We start from the raw sequence: 17,717 nt of genomic DNA on the forward strand, positions 1-17,717 counted from the left end.
CATACCCCTGCCCCAAATATACCGGTATAAAACCGGAACCGACACCCCGGCGGCGCCCGGGAAGGTTTGCATCTGTCGAAAATTATCCATACCTTAGCCGGGCCGTTACGTCCTTAACTCACTCAAAATGAAATTGCGTCTCTTCCACCGTAACAAGCCCGCCGGAATACAGGTTCCGGCCGTATGCGACACGCTCAGCCGGGTTTCCGTCGCCTGCATCGAACTGACGCCCGAAGGGGAATTAACGGATATCAACATGCAGGCATACAAGGTACTCCGCCTCGGGGGGGGGATTTTTCCCATCCGCTGAGGATTTCCGACCTGTTCTCCGTCTGCCAATACCAAAAAGACCTTTTGCCCGCTATTTTCGAGGGGCTGCAGCAACACAGGGACTGCGGCGACCTGCCGCCGCGGACGTACATCCGGCTCCGCAGGCACCAGCTGAAATTCCACATCGAAGGCCGCTTCGTCGGCCAATACGACCGGCACAGGAAGTTGCGCCGGGTCGTGTTCCTGTTCCGGGACACCGAGGAGGAAATATCCCGGAAGTTCATCCTCGACACGGCGTTGTCGCAGACGAAAATCTTTCCGTGGTCCTTCGACCCTGACAGCAACCTGCTGACCATCGACCGACGCTGGTTCGCATACCTGGGGCTCCCGAATGACGGCGACACGATCAGTGCCGAAACATTTTTCAGCCTCGTCCACCCCGACGACCGGAAAGCGCTGTCGCAGGCTTTCGCCAACCGACTCGCCGGCGAACCTGCCCCCCAAACAGTCACCTACCGGCTGCGCCGCGGGGACGGGACTTGGGAATGGTTCGAGGAGCAGTCCGTCTCCCCGGGCCGGGCCGCCGACGGTTTACCCTACCGCATCGCAGGCATCTGCCAGAGCATCCAGGCCCACAAGGAGGTCGAAGGACGCCTGCGCGAAGCGCGCGACAAGGCCCGCGAAAACGACCGGCTCAAATCGGCGTTCCTGGCCAACATGAGCCATGAAATCCGGACGCCGCTCAACGCCATCATCGGCTTCGCCAACCTCTTGACGTGCGACGACGTCCCCTTCAGCGAAACGGAAAGACAGGAGTACAGCCGCCTGATCACGGCCAACGGCGACCAGTTGCTGCGTCTGATATCGGACATCCTCGACCTTTCGAAGATCGAGTCGAACACCATGGAGTTCTGTTTCGGGGAGCATTCGCTGCACACGCTGCTGTCGGACATCTACCAGTCCCAACTGCTCACCATGCCCCCGCAGGTCGAACTGAGGCTCGAACTCCCGCAGGCCGACACGACAATCCGCACCGATGCCTCGCGGCTGAAACAGGTCGTCAACAACCTGATAAACAACGCCGCGAAATTTACCGACAAGGGCAACATTACGTTCGGGTACCGCACGGCCGACGGTGCGGGAGAGGTCGAACTGTTCGTCAGGGATACGGGGAAAGGCATTTCGCAAGAGCACCTGAGCCGAATCTTCGAGCGATTCTACAAGGCCGATTCCTATGTAAAAGGCGTCGGGCTGGGGCTTTCCATCTGCCGTACGATCACCGAACTACTCGGCGGCGAGATATCGGTCGTCTCCGCGCCGGGCGAGGGCACCTGCTTTAAGATCGTGCACCCCGTCCGCCGTACGGAAACGGCGGCGGAAACCGCGGGGGCATACCGGTAAGGTACGATTCTTGCCCCGCTTGCAGCGTTCAACATAAATTCTGTGACTTATGATCGAAAAAGTAACGCTGCAACTCTCCGGGGATGCGGACTTCACGTCCGAAGGCGGGCCCCGCTGCGAAGAGATGAACCCCAAGACACTGCTGCTCTATGCCGCGGCGAAATGCGTCGGCAAGACAGCCCTGATGATTATGGACAAGGAACGTTTCCGCCCCAAACGCTTCGAGATCGGCATTTCGGGCGAGCTCTCGGACGAAACGCCCCAATCCGAAAGCACCTTCAAATCGTTCCACGTAGTCTACAACATCGAATGCGACACCGAGGACGACCAGGCCAAAGTGAGCCGTGCGGTGACGCTGGCGCACGAAAAGTACTGCGGCATGATGCAGATGCTGCGCAAGGTCGCACCCGTATCGCACGAAATCGCGGTGGTCAGCACCGAGCCTGCGAAAGCCTGAAACGACAGGCAAGGGATACGAAAAACGGGGATTTTCAGGAAAAATCCCCGTTTTTTGTGCCCCGCCGGCAGGAAACCGGCGGCGGCGTCCCGAAGAGGCGGTCTCGGCCATGCGGTTTCCGCAGCCGGAACAGGCATCCCCGCCGCGACGGCCTGCCGGGCAGGGCCTGCCTGCCGCCGCTCACTGCGCCGTGATGCGCAGGTAGTCCGACACCGCCACGGCATAGTTGTAATGAGCCTTTATCGCATTGGTGTAAAGCTGTATCCAGCTCAGCTGCGCCTGCAACACATCGAGGATCGTAGAGAGCCCCTCGCCGTAGGAATAGGTGCTGATGTCGAGGTTTTCGCCGGCGATGCGCAGGCTCTGCTCCGTGGCATCGACCTGTGCCCGGCTGTTGACCAGCGCCGTCCAGCCGTTCATCTCGTCGCGCACGATATTGTCGTGCAGCAGCGCGGTGTTCCACTCGCTCTGCCGCTGGACGGCACGTGCCGCACCCGTGGCGCGGCGGCGTTCGCCCCAGTGGAAAATCGGGAGCGTGAGTTTCACGAACACAGAGCCGTCGACCGTCGTGGCGCCCGTCCGGTTGGGATAATACGGCTGCCACGAGCCGCCGATGCCCACGCTCACCTGCGGATTGAACGGCGCGCGCGCCGCCCGGATACCCGCGTCGGCCTGTTCGCTGCGCAACCGGGCCGCCATATAGTCCGGACGGCGCCCCAGCACCTCGTCGGGCAGCAGGCGCGCAGGCTGCGGCAGCGAATCGCGGATGCCCTGGGCAAGTTCCACCGCAAGGTCGGGATCCGTGCCGCGCAGGATGTTGAAATTGTGCAGCGCGACGGTATAGTTCCGCTCGGCACTCACCAGCCCGTACTGCGCTTCGCTCAGACGGGCATCGATCATCAGCACGTCGCCCTTGGCAATGTAGCCCTCGGCGAAACGGCGGTCGACGACCTCCTTGAGCGAGCGGATTATGTTGACATACTGGCGCATGGATGCGGCATACAACTCCATGGCGGAGAGGTTCCAGTAGGTATACTCGGCCGCATAACGCACATCGAGCTGCGTGAATTCCTCGTCGCAGAGGGCGATGTCGTTGCCCAGCTCGGCCTGTTTGTAGGCCGCACGTACGGCCCCGCCGCCGTAGACGGTCTGCACGAGTTGCGGAAGGACGCTGAAATTCCACCGCTCCAACCCGTCGTAGTGGTGTACCGTGGCGGTGAAACTGCCGTCGAGCGACAGCCGTGGCAGGTATCCCGTACGAGCCTGTCCCATGGTCTCGGAAGCCGCATCGCTCTTCGATGCGGCGACCTTCAGTTCCCAGCTGTATTCGGTCACGGCCTGCCGGTAGTCGCCGAGCGAGGTCTGGGCGGCGACGGGCACGAAGGCCAACAGTGCGGATAGGATCAGATAATTCTTCATGACTTGCGGATATTGTAGAAAATGGCATAGACGACCGGCAGCACGCAGACCGTCAGCAGCGTGGCGACGAGCAGGCCGCCCATGATCGTGGCGGCCATGGCGCCGAACATCGAGTCGAACAACAGGGGCAGCATACCGAGGATCGTGGTACCCGAAGCCATCGCCACGGGGACGATTCGGCTGCGCGTAGCCGCCGTGAGGGCTTCGTAGGCACCCTTGCCTTCGGAGCGCAGCACGCCGATCTGCTCGACCAGCACCACGGCGTTCTTGATGTTCATGCCCACCAACCCCAGCAGTCCCAGCAGGGAGAAGAAGTTGAAAACCTTGCCCGTGACGGCCAGTCCGAGCACCACGCCGATGAAGATCAGCGGGATCATCAGCAGGATAACGGTCGGCTCGCGGTAGTTGCGGAAAAGCAGGAGCAGCACGATGAAGATGAGCACCATCGTCAGGGGCATATACCTGGCCAGGGCCGAGTTGGATTCCTGCTGGCTCTCCTGCTCGCCGAAAACCTTCATCGAATACCCTTCGGGGAGCACCACGCCGCGCAGAACCGAATCCCGCAGCGCAGCGTAGAGCCGCATGGTGTTGACCCCGCGGCCGGGGTCGCACTGCGCCTTCATGACCCGCTGACGGTTGTAGCGTTTCACCACTCCGACGCGGTATTCGAAGCGGAAGCCGTCGGTCGCCTGCTCGATGGAGTAGACCTTGCCGGCGGGGGTGAAAATCGGCAGTGCCTGCAGGTTGGTGAGGTTGTAGGTGTCGATATTCTCGTCCTTCAGAAGGATCGGCATGAACTGGTCGCCCTCGCGGTATTCGCCGAGGCGGTAACCCTGCGTGGCGATGGTGATGCCCTGCGCCATCTGGCTGCGGGTGACGCCGATACGCTGCCCCTTCATCTGCGAGTAGAGCGGCAGCCATGTCGGGACGCGGTTGCCCCAGCTGTTGCGGATGTTGACCGTGCCTGCCGTCCGCCACATGATCTCTTCGGCGGCCTGCGTCAGGCGGCGGAGCGTGTCGATATCGTCGCCGATAAACCCGAATTCGATCGCCGCATCGGGCACGGGCGAGAGTTTGAAAAGCGACGAGCGCAGCCACACGTCGGGGCACATCGCCCGGACATAGGCGTTGAAACGCGCCTCGACAGCTTCGGTCTGCCCTTTGTCGTGCAGTTCGACGAGGATGTTCCCGAAATTGGGGCGCAGCGAAACGCTGCTGCTGGCCAGGTAGTAGCGCGGCGGCGTGGAACCCATCGTCACCGAGACGGTCTTCACCTCGGGCTGCGCATGAAGCCACTCCTCCATCGTGCGCAGGTTGCGTTCCGTGTCCCGGATATTGTACCCCTCGGGCAGCAGCACGTCGGCACGGAAATAGGGCTTGTCGAGCGACGGGAAGAAATTCTGGGGCATAAGACCCATTACCGCCAATGCCGCCGCAAAGAGCGCCACGACGCCTGCCACGACGCCCCACCGCCATCGCAGCAGGGCAGCCAGCAGGCGGTCGAAAGCGCGGTAAAATTTCGTATCGTAGGGATCGTGCGCGGCAGGGTTCACGCGGAGCATGAAGTCGCCGAAAAGCGGCGTCTGCGTCAGGGCCAGCACCCAGCTCAGCAACAGCGACAAGGCCAGCACGACGAACAGCGGCTTGACGATCTCGGCCACGGACGACGGCGCCAGGTAGAGCGGCAGGAACGAGAAAATGGCGATCAGCGTCGCGCCGAGCAGGCTCCAGCGCGGGGCATTCGCCCCGTCGACGACCGCACGGCGCCGCGCGACACCCCGCAGCATGGCCTGCTGCGCGTTATCGGTCACCACGATGGCATTGTCCACGAGCATACCCATGGCGATGATGAACCCGGCGAGCGACGTACGGTTGAGCCCCTCGCCCAGGAACTGCATCAGCAGCAGCGTACCCCCGATGGAGAACAGCAGCGAGCTGCCGATCAGCACCCCGGCGCGGAAACCCATGACGAGCATGATGATCAGGATGACGATGGCCACCGACTCGGCGAGGTTCAGCACGAAGGTCGCATTGGCCTGCTGCGCGATGCGGTTCTCGGGATAAAGCACCGTAAGATCCATGCCGACGGGCATCTGGCGCGTAAGGCCGTCGAGCACGCGGATGATCTTCTCCCCGGTTTTCACCACGTCGACCTGCGCCTCGGTCGAAATGCCGATGCCCACGGCACGGCGGCCGTCGACGCGCATGAGCGTCTGCGGCGGGTCGGCATAGCCCCGTTCGACGCGGGCGATGTCGCCCAGGCGGTATTGTTTGCCCGAGGCAGCGGTCAGCATCTGGTTTGAGATATCGTCGAGGCCCTTGTAGGTTCCGGCCTCGAGAATCTGTATCTGGAGCGCCCCGGCCTGTTTCTCGCCGCTGTTGACGATGGTGTTCTGCTGGCCGATGGTCGCCACGATCGTTTCGGGGCGGATAGCGAAGTTGGCGAGCGCGGCAAGGTTGACATAGACGTTCACGACGGGCGTCTGCTCGCCGAAAAGGCTCACCTTCTGCACGCCGTCGACCGTCACGAGCGCCGTCTTGATCCGCTGTGCCCAGTCGCGCAGCTCCGCCCAGGTGAAACCCCCGTCGACCGACAGGCCGTAATAGATACCGTAGACGTCGCCGAAATCGTCGGCCACGGTCACGGGCGAAGCCCCGGCAGGCAGCCGGGGCTGGATGTTGAGCACCTTGCGCCGCAGTTCATCCCACAACTGGGGTATCTCGGAAGCACGGGTCGCAGGGTCGAGTTCGACCAGCACCTTCGACAGCCCGTAATAGGATTCGGACGTGATTTTATGCACGAGGCGCATCGACTGCACCTCGCGCTCGATGGGTTCGGTCACGAGCTGTTCGACTTCGAGCGGCGTGGCGCCCGGGTAGGAGCAGACCAGCGACGCACTCTTGATGACGAATACCGAGTCCTCCTTCTTGCCCAGCGTAACGAAGCCCAGGGCTCCGCCCGCCAGCAGGACGAAAAGGAAAAACCAAACGACTTTCCTGTTCTTCAATGAATATTCGGGCAGGCTCATCGTCGTGTCAGTTTAAGATTCTCACCCGTTCGCCCTGCCGAAGCTGGTAAACCCCGGCCGTGACAACCCGCTCACCGGGTTCCACCCCGCTGTCGACCACGACCCGGTCACGGCCGTACAACTCGCCCAGGGTCACGGCCCGGCGCTCGACACGGTCGCCGCCGGTCACCACCCAGACGTAAGTGCCGCCTTCGGCCGGGGCATAAACGGCCGAGACAGGCAGGGATACCGCATCCGTAACGGGATCGGCACTCTGCATCGTGACCATGCACGACATACCGGGCGAAATCGAATAGCGCCCGGTATCGACATCCGTAAGGCGCAGCGACACGGGGAACCCCGAAGCATCGGACGATGTCTTGGCATAGTCCTTCAGCACGGCGGGGAACCTGACGCCCCGGTAGTTGTCGAACTCGACTTCGAAGCGGGTCGAAGGCGACGACAGGAGCGACAGGCCGCTTTCGGGCATGGTGAACTGCACCTTGGTCGTCACCGGGTTCACGACGCGGACGATGGACTGCCCGGCCTGCACGCGTTCGTAGTTGTCGACGAACTTGCGTTCCACGACGCTGGCGAAAGGCGCACGGAGCTTGGTCTCCTTGAGCAGGCCGAGGGAGTTCTCATAGGCGGACTTGACTTGTGCGTAACGGGTCTGGGCGCTTTCGAACTCCTGGCGGGATACGGCTTCGTGCTCCAACAACCGCTGCATACGCTGCATCTGCGAACGGGCCTCCTCGAAAGCCGACCGGTCGGCCGAAACCTGTAATTCGATATCCCGGGGATCGAGTTCGGCCAGCAGCGCCCCCTTTTTGACGCTTTCGCCCTGCGCGACGGGGACATCGAGCACCTGCCCCGGAAGCTTGAAGGCGAGGTTCACGGCGTCATCGGGCGTCGCCAGCCCTGCGAAGTCCTTGTCGATGACCGCCGCACCGGCTGCCGTGGTAACTTTGACGGGACGCACGGTCTCGGGCACAGGCTGGCGCCGGGCGCAAGCGCCCAGGAGAAAGACTACGATTAAAACATGGAAAGTTCGCATAATAAGAAAGTTGACTCCGTTCCCGGGGTCAACTTTCATACCACATGCCGCAAAATGTCCCTACGGACGAATATCGCGACAATTCTTTTTAGCACGGATCACGCCGTCCTCCAGCACCACCATGCCGTTGTTGGCGCGCAGCATGGTCTTCATGGTCGAAGCGTCTATGTTATAGCACCGTACATCCCCCGAACCGAAATCGTGGTAAGTGACCCCGTACAACGGCTGCGGGGTAAGGCAGACGACGCGGGCACCCTCCTCCGCGGCCCGCCGCACGACCTTGGCGAACCGCTTGGCGCAACCGCGCGGCAGGCGGTCGAACGACGTAACGCAGAGCATATACACGCGCCCGGGAGCGGTCACGATCTCCTCGGTCGCATCCCCTTCGGCATCGCGCAGGGAGAATTCGCTCATGAGCGGGCGAATGGCGGGCATCTCGTCCGTAGTCCGGGTATCGACCCACTCCCATTTTTCGGCATCCTGCCAGGCCGTGTCGTCGAGCGAAAACTCGCGCAGCTTGCCCGTCTTGATGTTGCGGTAGACAAGTACGGTCTCCGTTTCGCCGGGCTTGACGACCGGGGCGTGCATCCCCTCCCAGATATTGACCCCGACCTTATAGGGCAGGAAGTCGATCAGCGGCAGGTGGCGGTAGCAATAGTATCCCAGATACATCGAAAGGAAGAAAAAAGTGACGGTAAGCACGATTTCCAGGGGGTTGAAGGCGAAGATCTTGTCGGGGCGGTAACGCCACCAGACCACCAGGGCCATCGGCAGCAGCGCCAGGTTCTTGTAGAAAGTCTGCCACGGCGTCAGCTTCAGCGCCTCGCCGAAACAACCGCAGTCCTCGACGGGGATTACCGTAGCGCTGAGCAGGGTGAGGGCGGTAAAAAAGAGCATGGACAGCACGGCGAAGATTGAGATCAGGCGGATACGTACCTTGAACAGGAGCATACAGCCCATCATCATCTCGGCACCGCACAACCAGATCGAAAAGGCCATGCTCGCCCCCTGGAGGGATTCCATGCCGTAGATGGAGAGGTACTCGTTGACCTTCATGGCGGTGCCCCACGGGTCGATGACCTTCGAGAAACCCGACACGATGAACGTGCAGGCAAGGATCAGCCGGCAGACGTTGGCCAGCAGTTTAAAGGCCCTGGACTTCCGCATCGGCTTCGAGTATTGGTGCCAGCTGGGCACATATTTTAGCAAAAATACCCTCCGGGGAATCCATCGCCCCCGAGGGGTCGCAGCAATCGACGACCCGCAGCGCGGGGTCTTTGGCCGCGGCTTCGAGGTAGACGCTGCGCACAGCCCGCTGCAGGGCGAGCGACGCCTCGTGGATGTCCTGTCCGCCCTGCAGGTACTCGCGGTCGTCGCCCTCGCGCAGCTCGGAGAGTTTGCACTCGGTAAAGGTGAACGGCACGTCGAGGAACAAAGACAGGTCGGGACGCGGCAGGCCGTTATGACAGAATTCGAGGTATATGATCCATTCGGCCAACCGGTTGCGTTCTTCTCCGGCGGGCAGCTTGGCGCACTGGAAACCCACGTTCGAATAAACATAGCGGTCGAGGATGACCGCCTTGCCCTGCGCGAGCCACTCCCTGATCCGAGGGGCGGCATCGGCACGGTCTCCCGCGAAGAGCAGCGCCACGAGGTAGGGGTCGACCTCACCCACGCCGCCGAATTCGCCGCGCAGGAAACGGGCTATCAGCTCGCCGTAGACGGGCGAATCGAAACGCGGGAAGTGCACATACTCGCTCTCGACGCCCCTGTCGGCAAAAAAACGGCGCAACATGCGGATTTGGGTCGATTTACCGGCCCCGTCCAATCCTTCGAGTACTATGAACATAGGTTAATTCCTGATTATTTAAGTTTTTATCCTTCAATAAGTCGGCCGGCCCGCTATCCGCGCAGCATCCGCACCGCGCGTTCCACGCCGTCGGCCAGCGCATCGGCCTCGGCCAGCGTATTGTAGAGCGCGAACGAAGCGCGGCACATCCCCGTCGTGGAGAAATGCGTCATGGTGGGTTCGGCACAGTGCTGCCCGGTACGGACGGCGATGCCCAGCTTGTCGAGGATCATGCCCATGTCGTAGGGATGCACACCCTCGACGTTGAACGACACGATGGCACACTTGCCGGGCGTCGTACCGTAAATCCGCAGCCCGTCGACGGCCGTAAGCCGTTCGGTCGCACGGTGCAGCAGTGCCGCCTCGTGCGCTTCGACCTCGGCCGGGTCGAAACGCCCGACGAATTTCACGGCTTCGCCCAGGGCGATGGCCCCGGTGAAATTGGCCGTACCGGCTTCGAACTTGAGCGGCACGGGCGCATAGGTGGTCTTGGCGAAGGTCACGGTATCGACCATATCGCCCCCGCCGAGGAACGGCGGCATGGCTTCGAGCAGCGCACGTTTGCCATACAGCACGCCGATGCCCGTCGGGCCGAAGAGCTTATGCCCCGAGAAGGCATAGAAGTCGCAATCCAAAGCCTGCACGTCGACACCGCCGTGCACGACACCCTGGCATCCGTCCACCACGGCGATCGCCCCCACGGCATGTGCCGCATCGATGACGGGCCGCAGGTCGGGACGCGTTCCGAGCGTATTCGAAGCCTGCGTAACGGCGACGATGCGGGTCTTGTCATCCAGCAGCGACGGCAGCAGTTCGGTGCACAGGCGCCCCTCGTCGTCGAAGGGCAGGACGCGGATTTCCGCCCCCTTGCGTTCGGCGAGCATCTGCCAGGGCACGATATTGGAGTGGTGCTCCATCTCGCTGACAAGGATATTGTCGCCCGCACGGACGAACTTTTCACCCCAGGCATAGGCCACCGTATTGAGCGAAGCCGTAGCGCCGGCCGTAAAGACGACCTCTTCCTTTTCGGCCGCGCCGATAAAGGCGCCAATACGCTCGCGTGCCGCCTCGTAAAGCGTCGTGGCCTCCTCCGAAAGGTAGTGCACCCCGCGATGTATATTGGCGTTGAGTCCGCGCTGCAGGTAATCGACCATCTCGATCACGGCCAGCGGTTTCTGCGCCGTGGCGCCGCTGTCGAGGTAAACCAGCGGCTTGCCGTAGACCTCGCGCCCCAGAATAGGGAACTCCCCGCGTATTTTTTCAACGTCGAACATCGTTATGATTTTTCCAGTTTGGCAACCACCGCCTCCATCGCCGCCTCGCACAGCGGTTCGATGCCGCAGCGGCGTACGACATCGCCCACGAAGCCCTCGATCTGCAACCCCCGCGCCTGGGCTTCGCTCAGGCCGCGCTGCCGCATATAGAGGATCGCCTCGGAATCCATCTGCCCCACCGTCGCGCCGTGCGAGCATTTCACGTCATCGGCATAGATCTCCAGCTGGGGCTGGGTCGTGATACGCGCCGTCTCGCTGAGCAGGATGTTACGGTTCTGCTGCTGCGCATCGGTGCGCTGGGCGTCGGGCGCCACATAGACCAGCCCGCAAAACTCCCCTACGGCCGTACCGCCCGCAACACCTTTTATATAAGAGTTGCTGCGGCAGTCGGGCACGTTGTGGTTCGTCCGCAGCCTGACGACGCAATGCTCCTGCCCGGCGGCGAGGAACGCCCCGCCCAACAGGCTTTCGGCCCCCAGCCCGTCGAGATCGACCGTATAGGAGGCGTTGGCGCTCGAAAGCTGCACCGCCGTGATATGGCAAAGGCTGCGGGCCGCCTGCTTCACTGTCACCTCCGCAAAGGCTTCGGAAACGAACAACTCGGTCAATACGAGGCGTGCGTCCTCCTCCAGCACGATCTCCAGGGCCGATACCTCGGGCGAAGTATGGAGCACGGCCAGTCGCAGCGAAGCCCCCGCCGCGACCTCGACACGCATACGCCGGGGATCGACCGCAGCGAAAGGCTCGCTTTCCGTCCCGGCAACCCGGAACACTTCGCCCTCGGCCATACGGAACCCGCGGATTATATCGTAAAGCGCCGTCATTCCCTGTAATCGTTAATCAACCAGTCGTAACCCTCCTTTTCGAGTTTGAGGGCCAGCGTCTTGTCGCCCGTATGGATAATGCGCCCCTTGTAGAGCACATGCACCACATCGGGCACGATGTAATCCAGCAGGCGTTGGTAGTGCGTGATGACCACCGTGGCATTCTGGGGCGTATGGAGTTTCGTAACACCCGTGGCGACGATGCGAAGGGCGTCGATGTCGAGTCCCGAGTCGGTCTCGTCGAGGATCGCCAGTTTCGGGTCGAGCATCGCCATCTGGAAAATCTCGTTCTTCTTCTTCTCACCGCCCGAGAAGCCTTCGTTCACGGCACGCGACGTGAGCTTCGCATCGAGCTCCACGACAGCGCTCTTCTCGCGCATCAGGCGCAGGAACTCGGCGGCCGTCAGCGGCTCCTCGCCGCGGAACTTGCGCTGTTCGTTCACGGCCAGCTTCATGAAATTGGCCATCGTGACGCCCGGGATCTCGACCGGGTACTGGAAGCCGAGGAACAGGCCCAGGCGCGCCCGGTCTTCGATCGGCATGTCCAGCAGATCCTGCCCCAGGAACGTCGCCGAACCTTCGGTGACGGTGAACTTTTCATTGCCCGCGAGCACCGCCGCGAGCGTCGACTTGCCCGAACCGTTGGGGCCCATGATGGCATGCACCTCGCCGGCTCCGACCTCGAGGTCGATGCCCCGCAGGATCTCCTTGCCGTCGACGGACGCATGCAGATTTTTTACGCTTAACATATCTTTCCTTTTTTATATCCGGTTATCCGACCGAACCCTCGAGGCTTATCGAAAGCAGTTTCTGCGCCTCGACGGCAAATTCCATCGGCAGTTTGGCCAGCACCTCGCGGGCGTAGCCGTTGACGATCAGCCCCACGGCATCCTCGGTCGAAAGCCCGCGCTGATTGCAGTAGAAAAGCTGGTCGTCGGAAATTTTCGACGTGGTGGCTTCGTGTTCGACCACGGCCGTGCGGTTGCGGCTGTCGATCACCGGGAAGGTGTGCGCGCCGCACTTGTCGCCGATCAGCAGCGAGTCGCACTGCGAATAGTTGCGGGCGTTCTCCGCCCCCTTGGCCATGCGCACCAGCCCGCGGTAGGAGTTCTCGCTCCGCCCCGCCGAGATACCTTTCGAGACAATGCGGCTGCGAGTGTTGCGGCCGATGTGGATCATCTTCGTACCCGTATCGGCCTGCTGGAAGTTGTTGGTCATGGCCACCGAGTAAAACTCGCCGACCGAATTGTCGCCCGCGAGGATGCAGCTCGGGTATTTCCAGGTGATGGCCGAGCCGGTCTCCACCTGCGTCCACGACAGGCGGGCGTTTTCGCGGCAGATGCCGCGCTTGGTCACGAAATTATAGATGCCGCCCCGCCCCTGCTTGTCGCCGGGATACCAGTTCTGCACCGTGGAGTATTTGACCTCGGCGTCCTTCTCGACAATGATCTCGACCACAGCGGCATGCAGCTGGTTCTCGTCGCGGCGCGGGGCCGTACAGCCTTCGAGGTAGCTCACGTAAGCCCCTTCGTCGGCCACGATCAGCGTACGTTCGAACTGTCCCGTCCCAGCCGCATTGATACGGAAATAGGTCGACAGTTCCATCGGGCAGCGGACACCCTTGGGGATGTAGCAGAACGAACCGTCGGAGAAGACCGCGGCATTGAGCGCCGCATAGAAATTGTCGGTATAGGGGACGACGCTGCCCAGGTATTTCTTCACCAGGTCGGGGAAGTCGCGCAGCGCCTCGGAGATCGAACAGAAGATGATGCCCTTTTCGGCCAGCACCTCCTTGAAAGTCGTCTTGACCGACACCGAGTCCATCACGGCGTCGACCGCCACGCCCGCCAGCGCCATCTGCTCTTCGAGGGGGATGCCCAGTTTGTCGAACGTGCGTTTGAGCTCGGGGTCGACCTCATCCATCGAATTGAGTTTTTTCTGCGGCTTGGGGGCGGCGTAATAGATGATGTCCTGAAAATCTATTTCGGGAATCGTCAGGTGCGCCCACACAGGGGGTTCCAACGTCAGCCAGTGGCGGTAAGCCGCCACGCGCCGCTCGGTCATCCATGCGGGCTCGCCTTTCTTGGCGGAGATCAGACGTACCACCTCCTCGTTCAGACCCTTACCGATGGTTTCGGTCTCGATGTCCGTGGTGAAGCCGTACTTGTATTCCTGCTCTCCTATATTCTCCAATATGTCTTTATCTTTCTCAGCCATTATGAGCGAAATATCACACAAAGGTACAAAATCTAAATGCAATTTCATAATACGGCAAAGCAAATCCGGCACCAGAGCAGGCAAAACGGCAAAAAAGAGATGTGAATTTTCGCCGCCCGCGCAACGGATGCCGCCGCAGATACGGCCTATCGGCGGGACGCAGGCTTCCGGCAATACGGGCTCCGTGCCGCGGGGCCTCCCCCGGCAGAATGCAGGGCGAAAACTTTTCTCCGGTTTTTATTTGGTAATTCCCCTTTTTTGATTTACTTTTGTCCCGCTTAACGATAGCAATATTTTGTTTTAGCTGCCCGGAGAGTTGGGTGAGTGGCTGAAACCACCAGTTTGCTAAACTGACGTACGGGATTACTGTACCGGGGGTTCGAATCCCCCACTCTCCGCAAAATCGAAACCGCCGATTCCCCGGCGGTTTTTTTATTTTCCTGAAATTTCCTAACAGTCTTTGAAAATCCATTTCACCGACTGGAATCTCATTTACAAAACGGTAAAATGAAATGTTTTTGTAAAAAGCACGTGCACGCCCATCGTTTTATGAGCGATAGCCATGCAGGCACTCACAATAAAACTTACCCGAGAAACTGTTGTTTAAACCAGGCAAAATCACACCTTCCAAGACTCATGATACAGGCCAACGACTTCAAACCGTTTCGCACTCGCAGCGTCGGGGGGGGGGCATTTACCCGTTTTTTCACATTCGGGCTGCGGACTATATCTTCGTCCGGTTATAAACCTTTCAGATTTGCGAGAAAACATTTTAGCACGTCTTTGTAAGTCTGAGCATCCCGCAGGTCAATGCCGAACTCCTCCCTTATCATATCTATAACCATGGCCTGTGTCATAGCGGACGGGCTTATTTTATGGTCTATGAGCTGATTTGCAAAGAAAGTCGTAATTACGGCCGTAGTGTCGGACAGGCGGTTGATGGCATATTCTGCCGCGCACTTCTGGAAATTCGTCTCGATGATTTCTGTCGTGACGGCGGGATGGTAGTCAACACCGGTATTGCCAATATGTTCGGTGCGTAGTTCCGCCGATGGTTCCGGCCCTACTCCCGAAATACCGGATTCAGGTGCGGAAACGGGATTGTCCGGCGGTGATACGGACGTAGTTTCCGGCGCCAAGATGGATATCCCGGCAACGGATAATACGATAGCTCCTGAAAGAATTTTCAGCATCACCGGGGTCTTTGAAGGGCGGGAATATTTTTCTCGGTCTTCGGAACTAGCTATTTTCCCGCTCGCTCCGGTATCGTGTGCGGCAGGTGGAATTTCACTGTTGCGAGGGGGCTTCGGCGGTGCGTCTTGTTCCGGCTTCGCTTCCGATTTGACATTCTCGCTGTTATCGAAGAACAGGCGGGTGTGGCATTGGGCGCAGAATACATCGACGGCTTTTCCGTACAGGTTCTTCGTGTACGTATTGCATAGCTCCGCGTCAGCGTCCGACAGGATTTTATTGCCGCAGCGTTTGCAGTAAATGCCGTTGTCTTCAATGCGCAGATATTTACGCATCGCTTTGATCCTACGCTTTTTTTCAAGCGCGGACAAAGCCTCCATACTCCGGACAAGGGCAGTCTCCCGCCGAAGGAAAGGATCGATCCCGTCATGTCGTGATTCCCGGCCTGCCATAATGATTCTCTTTTTAATTCCCCTCTTCCCCGACCTTCTCCGCTTCTCGCGCCGCCAAAACCTTTTTAGCCGTGAGCGGTGAAACGATCTTTTTCTCCGTCTGGATTTCGATTTCGCACCGGGGAGTGCCTGCAATCCGGCCTCCATACGCAGCCTCGTTACGATTGGCTTTCCGGGGATTCGAACCGCCCTTCAGCACTCCGGCGGCACAGACGACGGGAACATATCATTTCCCGGATTCCTCTCCCCAGGCGGTACGCACCTTGCGTTCTTCAAAGGGTTGTATGGCTCGCTTGGGAGGGGCATGGCAACAACTTTTCTCTTATCCCAAAGATACGAAGAAAAAACCGAACACGATCAGAAAAAATCTCATATTCTCATACCCCGGGAACAATAAGCGGGAACTCAGCCGCACACTAATTCGTACGGATATGTCGGTTCAGGTTCAGCTCGTCTGAACCTGATGGCATAATTCTTTTTCCGCCCTACTTCCCCGTCCCGGACTGGGCGGCCAACACCCGGGCGCGCTCGAGCGCCGCATGGATGTCGGGGCAAATGTTCTCCTCGCCGAGCAGGTTGCAGATCCCGGCATTCTCCAGCGTAGCGCGCACGCCCGGGTTCACGCCCGACAGCACGAGGGTACTCCCCGCCCGCTGCGACATCCGGCACAGGGTTTCCAGATTATGGAGCCCCGTGGAGTCGATGAACGGCACGCGGCGCATACGGATGATCCGCACCCGGGGACGGTCGCCCATCTGCATCATCAACTCCTCGAAGCGAGTAGCGATGCCGAAGAAATAGGGGCCGTCGATCTCATACACCTCGATCCCGGAGGGTATGGCCAGCGGCTCTTCGTGCAGCCGGGCATCGGAACCCGCCGAGGGGTCGATTTCATTGCGTATTACCGATATTTCGGTCGTCTCCATCACACGCCGCAGGAACAGCACGCAGGCGATGAGCAGCCCCACCTCGATGGCCACCGTCAGGTCGAAGACCACCGTCAGGAAAAAGGTAACCAGCAGAACGGCCCTGTCGGAAAGGGGCGTGCGCAGCAAAGCCCGGAAAGTCCGCCAGCCGCTCATGTTATAGGAAACGACCACAAGCACGCCCGCAAGACAGGCCATCGGGATATACTGCGCCAGCGGCATCATCAGCAACAGGATCAGCAGCAGCACCCCGGCATGGATAATGCCCGCCACGGGTGTCCGGCCGCCGTTGTTGATATTGGTCATCGTCCGGGCGATGGCACCCGTGGCCGGAATGCCGCCGAACAGCGGAGTGAGCAGGTTGGCGGCACCCTGCGCCATCAGCTCGGTATTCGAATCGTGGCGGTCGCCGGTCACACCGTCGGCGACCGTCGCCGAAAGCAGGGATTCGATAGCCCCCAGCAGCGCAATGGTCAAAGCCACGGGGAACAGGCTGCGCATCACCTCCCAATCCATCGCGGGCATGGCTGCGGCAGGTAATTCGGCACGGATCGTAAAGCGGTCGCCGATGGTATCGACGCCCTCCATGCCCGCATACGTCCGAAGCGCCCAAACCCCGGCCGTCAGCACGACGATGGCCACCAGCGACCCCGGGATACGGCGCGAAAACCTGGGTGTGAGGACAATCAGCAAAATGCTGCACAGCCCCACGGCCAGGTTCGCCCAGTCGACCGAACCGAAATGGCGGAAATAGAGCATCCACTTGCCGATGAAATCCCCCGGCACGGGTTCCCCGCCGAAATCCATCCCGAACAGGTCTGCGATCTGCGTCGTGAAAATCGTCAGGGCGATGCCGGCTGTGAACCCCACCACGACGGGATAGGGAATGAACCGGATGACGGCACCGAGTTTGAACAACCCCATCGCAACCAGCAGCACGCCGGCCATGAACGTCGCAACCAGCAGCCCCGTTTCGCCGTATTGCTGGACGACGCCGTAGACAATGACGATGAAGGCGCCCGTAGGGCCGCCGATCTGTACCCGGCTTCCGCCCAGCAGCGAGACGACGAACCCCGCGACCACAGCCGTGATGATTCCCTTTTCGGGCGACACGCCCGAAGCGATACCGAAGGCGATAGCCAACGGCAGGGCCACGATGCCCACAACCAGGCCGGCCATCAGGTCGGCCGAAAACGTCTGGCGCGAATACCCCCGGAGCACTTCGAAGAACCGGGGACGGAACGATGCGATATGTTTCATAGACCGTTAAAAAATTTGAAAGTGCAAAAGTAGGCAATTTTCGGCTTATATCCCCCTTTTCGGCATTTAATTATTCCGGCCGGGGCGGGCCGGGACAAATAAATTTGGTATT

14 protein-coding genes and 1 tRNA gene are annotated in these 17,717 nt (G+C 60.5%); 4 read left to right on the top strand and 11 right to left on the bottom strand.

Going from position 1 to position 17,717, the window contains the following annotated elements:
* The first annotated feature begins 127 nt into the window (after positions 1-127).
* From NQ559_RS01010 to NQ559_RS01020, 3 genes are read left to right on the top strand one after another with little or no spacing between them, the layout of a single operon-like run.
* Entirely contained in the window at positions 128-310 is a 183-nt protein-coding gene (locus NQ559_RS01010) for a hypothetical protein (RefSeq protein ID WP_026318269.1), read from the top strand.
* A gap of 44 nt (positions 311-354) precedes the next feature.
* Positions 355-1,671 (top strand): PAS domain-containing sensor histidine kinase, encoded by a 1,317-nt coding sequence (locus NQ559_RS01015; protein ID WP_018695356.1) that lies wholly within the window; start codon positions 355-357, stop codon positions 1,669-1,671.
* A gap of 49 nt (positions 1,672-1,720) precedes the next feature.
* The gene (locus NQ559_RS01020; RefSeq protein WP_018695355.1) at positions 1,721-2,128 is read left to right on the top strand and encodes an OsmC family protein; all 408 of its coding nucleotides are present in this window, start codon (positions 1,721-1,723) and stop codon (positions 2,126-2,128) included.
* A 180-nt stretch (positions 2,129-2,308) separates the two neighbouring features.
* Here NQ559_RS01020 and NQ559_RS01025 read toward each other — a convergent pair whose 3' ends face one another.
* The 9 genes from NQ559_RS01025 to sufB are packed head-to-tail and all read right to left on the bottom strand — an operon-like array spanning position 2,309 to position 13,776.
* Positions 2,309-3,547: a TolC family protein gene (locus tag NQ559_RS01025; RefSeq protein ID WP_018695354.1), complete on the bottom strand. Its 1,239-nt coding sequence runs from the start codon at positions 3,545-3,547 to the stop codon at positions 2,309-2,311.
* Positions 3,544-6,576 carry an efflux RND transporter permease subunit gene (locus NQ559_RS01030; RefSeq protein ID WP_018695353.1) on the bottom strand — a complete coding sequence of 1,011 codons (3,033 nt, stop codon included), beginning with the start codon at positions 6,574-6,576 and terminating at the stop codon, positions 3,544-3,546. The genes NQ559_RS01025 and NQ559_RS01030 overlap by 4 nt, the downstream gene beginning before the upstream one ends.
* A gap of 7 nt (positions 6,577-6,583) precedes the next feature.
* Positions 6,584-7,612: an efflux RND transporter periplasmic adaptor subunit gene (locus NQ559_RS01035; protein ID WP_026318268.1), complete on the bottom strand. Its 1,029-nt coding sequence runs from the start codon at positions 7,610-7,612 to the stop codon at positions 6,584-6,586.
* A gap of 60 nt (positions 7,613-7,672) precedes the next feature.
* On the bottom strand, positions 7,673-8,779 hold the full coding sequence (locus tag NQ559_RS01040; RefSeq protein WP_018695351.1) for a BT_3928 family protein: 1,107 nt from the start codon (positions 8,777-8,779) through the stop codon (positions 7,673-7,675).
* A complete protein-coding gene (locus tag NQ559_RS01045) occupies positions 8,757-9,461 on the bottom strand; it encodes a dTMP kinase (RefSeq protein ID WP_018695350.1) in 705 nt (234 codons plus the stop codon). Before NQ559_RS01045 ends, NQ559_RS01040 begins: the two co-directional genes overlap by 23 nt.
* 53 nt (positions 9,462-9,514) lie before the next feature.
* The gene (locus tag NQ559_RS01050) at positions 9,515-10,735 is read right to left on the bottom strand and encodes an aminotransferase class V-fold PLP-dependent enzyme (protein ID WP_018695349.1); all 1,221 of its coding nucleotides are present in this window, start codon (positions 10,733-10,735) and stop codon (positions 9,515-9,517) included.
* A 2-nt stretch (positions 10,736-10,737) separates the two neighbouring features.
* Positions 10,738-11,559 (bottom strand): SufD family Fe-S cluster assembly protein, encoded by an 822-nt coding sequence (locus NQ559_RS01055; RefSeq protein WP_018695348.1) that lies wholly within the window; start codon positions 11,557-11,559, stop codon positions 10,738-10,740.
* Positions 11,556-12,308 carry a Fe-S cluster assembly ATPase SufC gene (gene sufC, locus NQ559_RS01060; RefSeq protein WP_018695347.1) on the bottom strand — a complete coding sequence of 251 codons (753 nt, stop codon included), beginning with the start codon at positions 12,306-12,308 and terminating at the stop codon, positions 11,556-11,558. Before sufC ends, NQ559_RS01055 begins: the two co-directional genes overlap by 4 nt.
* 22 nt (positions 12,309-12,330) lie before the next feature.
* Positions 12,331-13,776 carry a Fe-S cluster assembly protein SufB gene (gene sufB, locus NQ559_RS01065; RefSeq protein WP_026318267.1) on the bottom strand — a complete coding sequence of 482 codons (1,446 nt, stop codon included), beginning with the start codon at positions 13,774-13,776 and terminating at the stop codon, positions 12,331-12,333.
* Between the two features lie 310 nt (positions 13,777-14,086).
* On the opposite strand from sufB, the gene NQ559_RS01070 reads away from it, so the two are divergent.
* Positions 14,087-14,174: transfer RNA gene (locus NQ559_RS01070), tRNA-Ser, on the top strand.
* Between the two features lie 342 nt (positions 14,175-14,516).
* Here the strand turns inward: NQ559_RS01070 and NQ559_RS01075 are convergent.
* Positions 14,517-15,419, bottom strand: a complete 903-nt coding sequence (locus NQ559_RS01075) for a hypothetical protein (protein WP_018695345.1) — start codon at positions 15,417-15,419, stop codon at positions 14,517-14,519.
* A gap of 485 nt (positions 15,420-15,904) precedes the next feature.
* The gene (gene sulP / locus NQ559_RS01080) at positions 15,905-17,605 is read right to left on the bottom strand and encodes a SulP family inorganic anion transporter (RefSeq protein ID WP_018695343.1); all 1,701 of its coding nucleotides are present in this window, start codon (positions 17,603-17,605) and stop codon (positions 15,905-15,907) included.
* Between the last annotated feature and the right edge of the window lie 112 nt (positions 17,606-17,717).

It is taken from the genome of Alistipes onderdonkii, from assembly GCF_025145285.1.
Taxonomy (GTDB): Bacteria; Bacteroidota; Bacteroidia; order Bacteroidales; family Rikenellaceae; genus Alistipes; species Alistipes onderdonkii.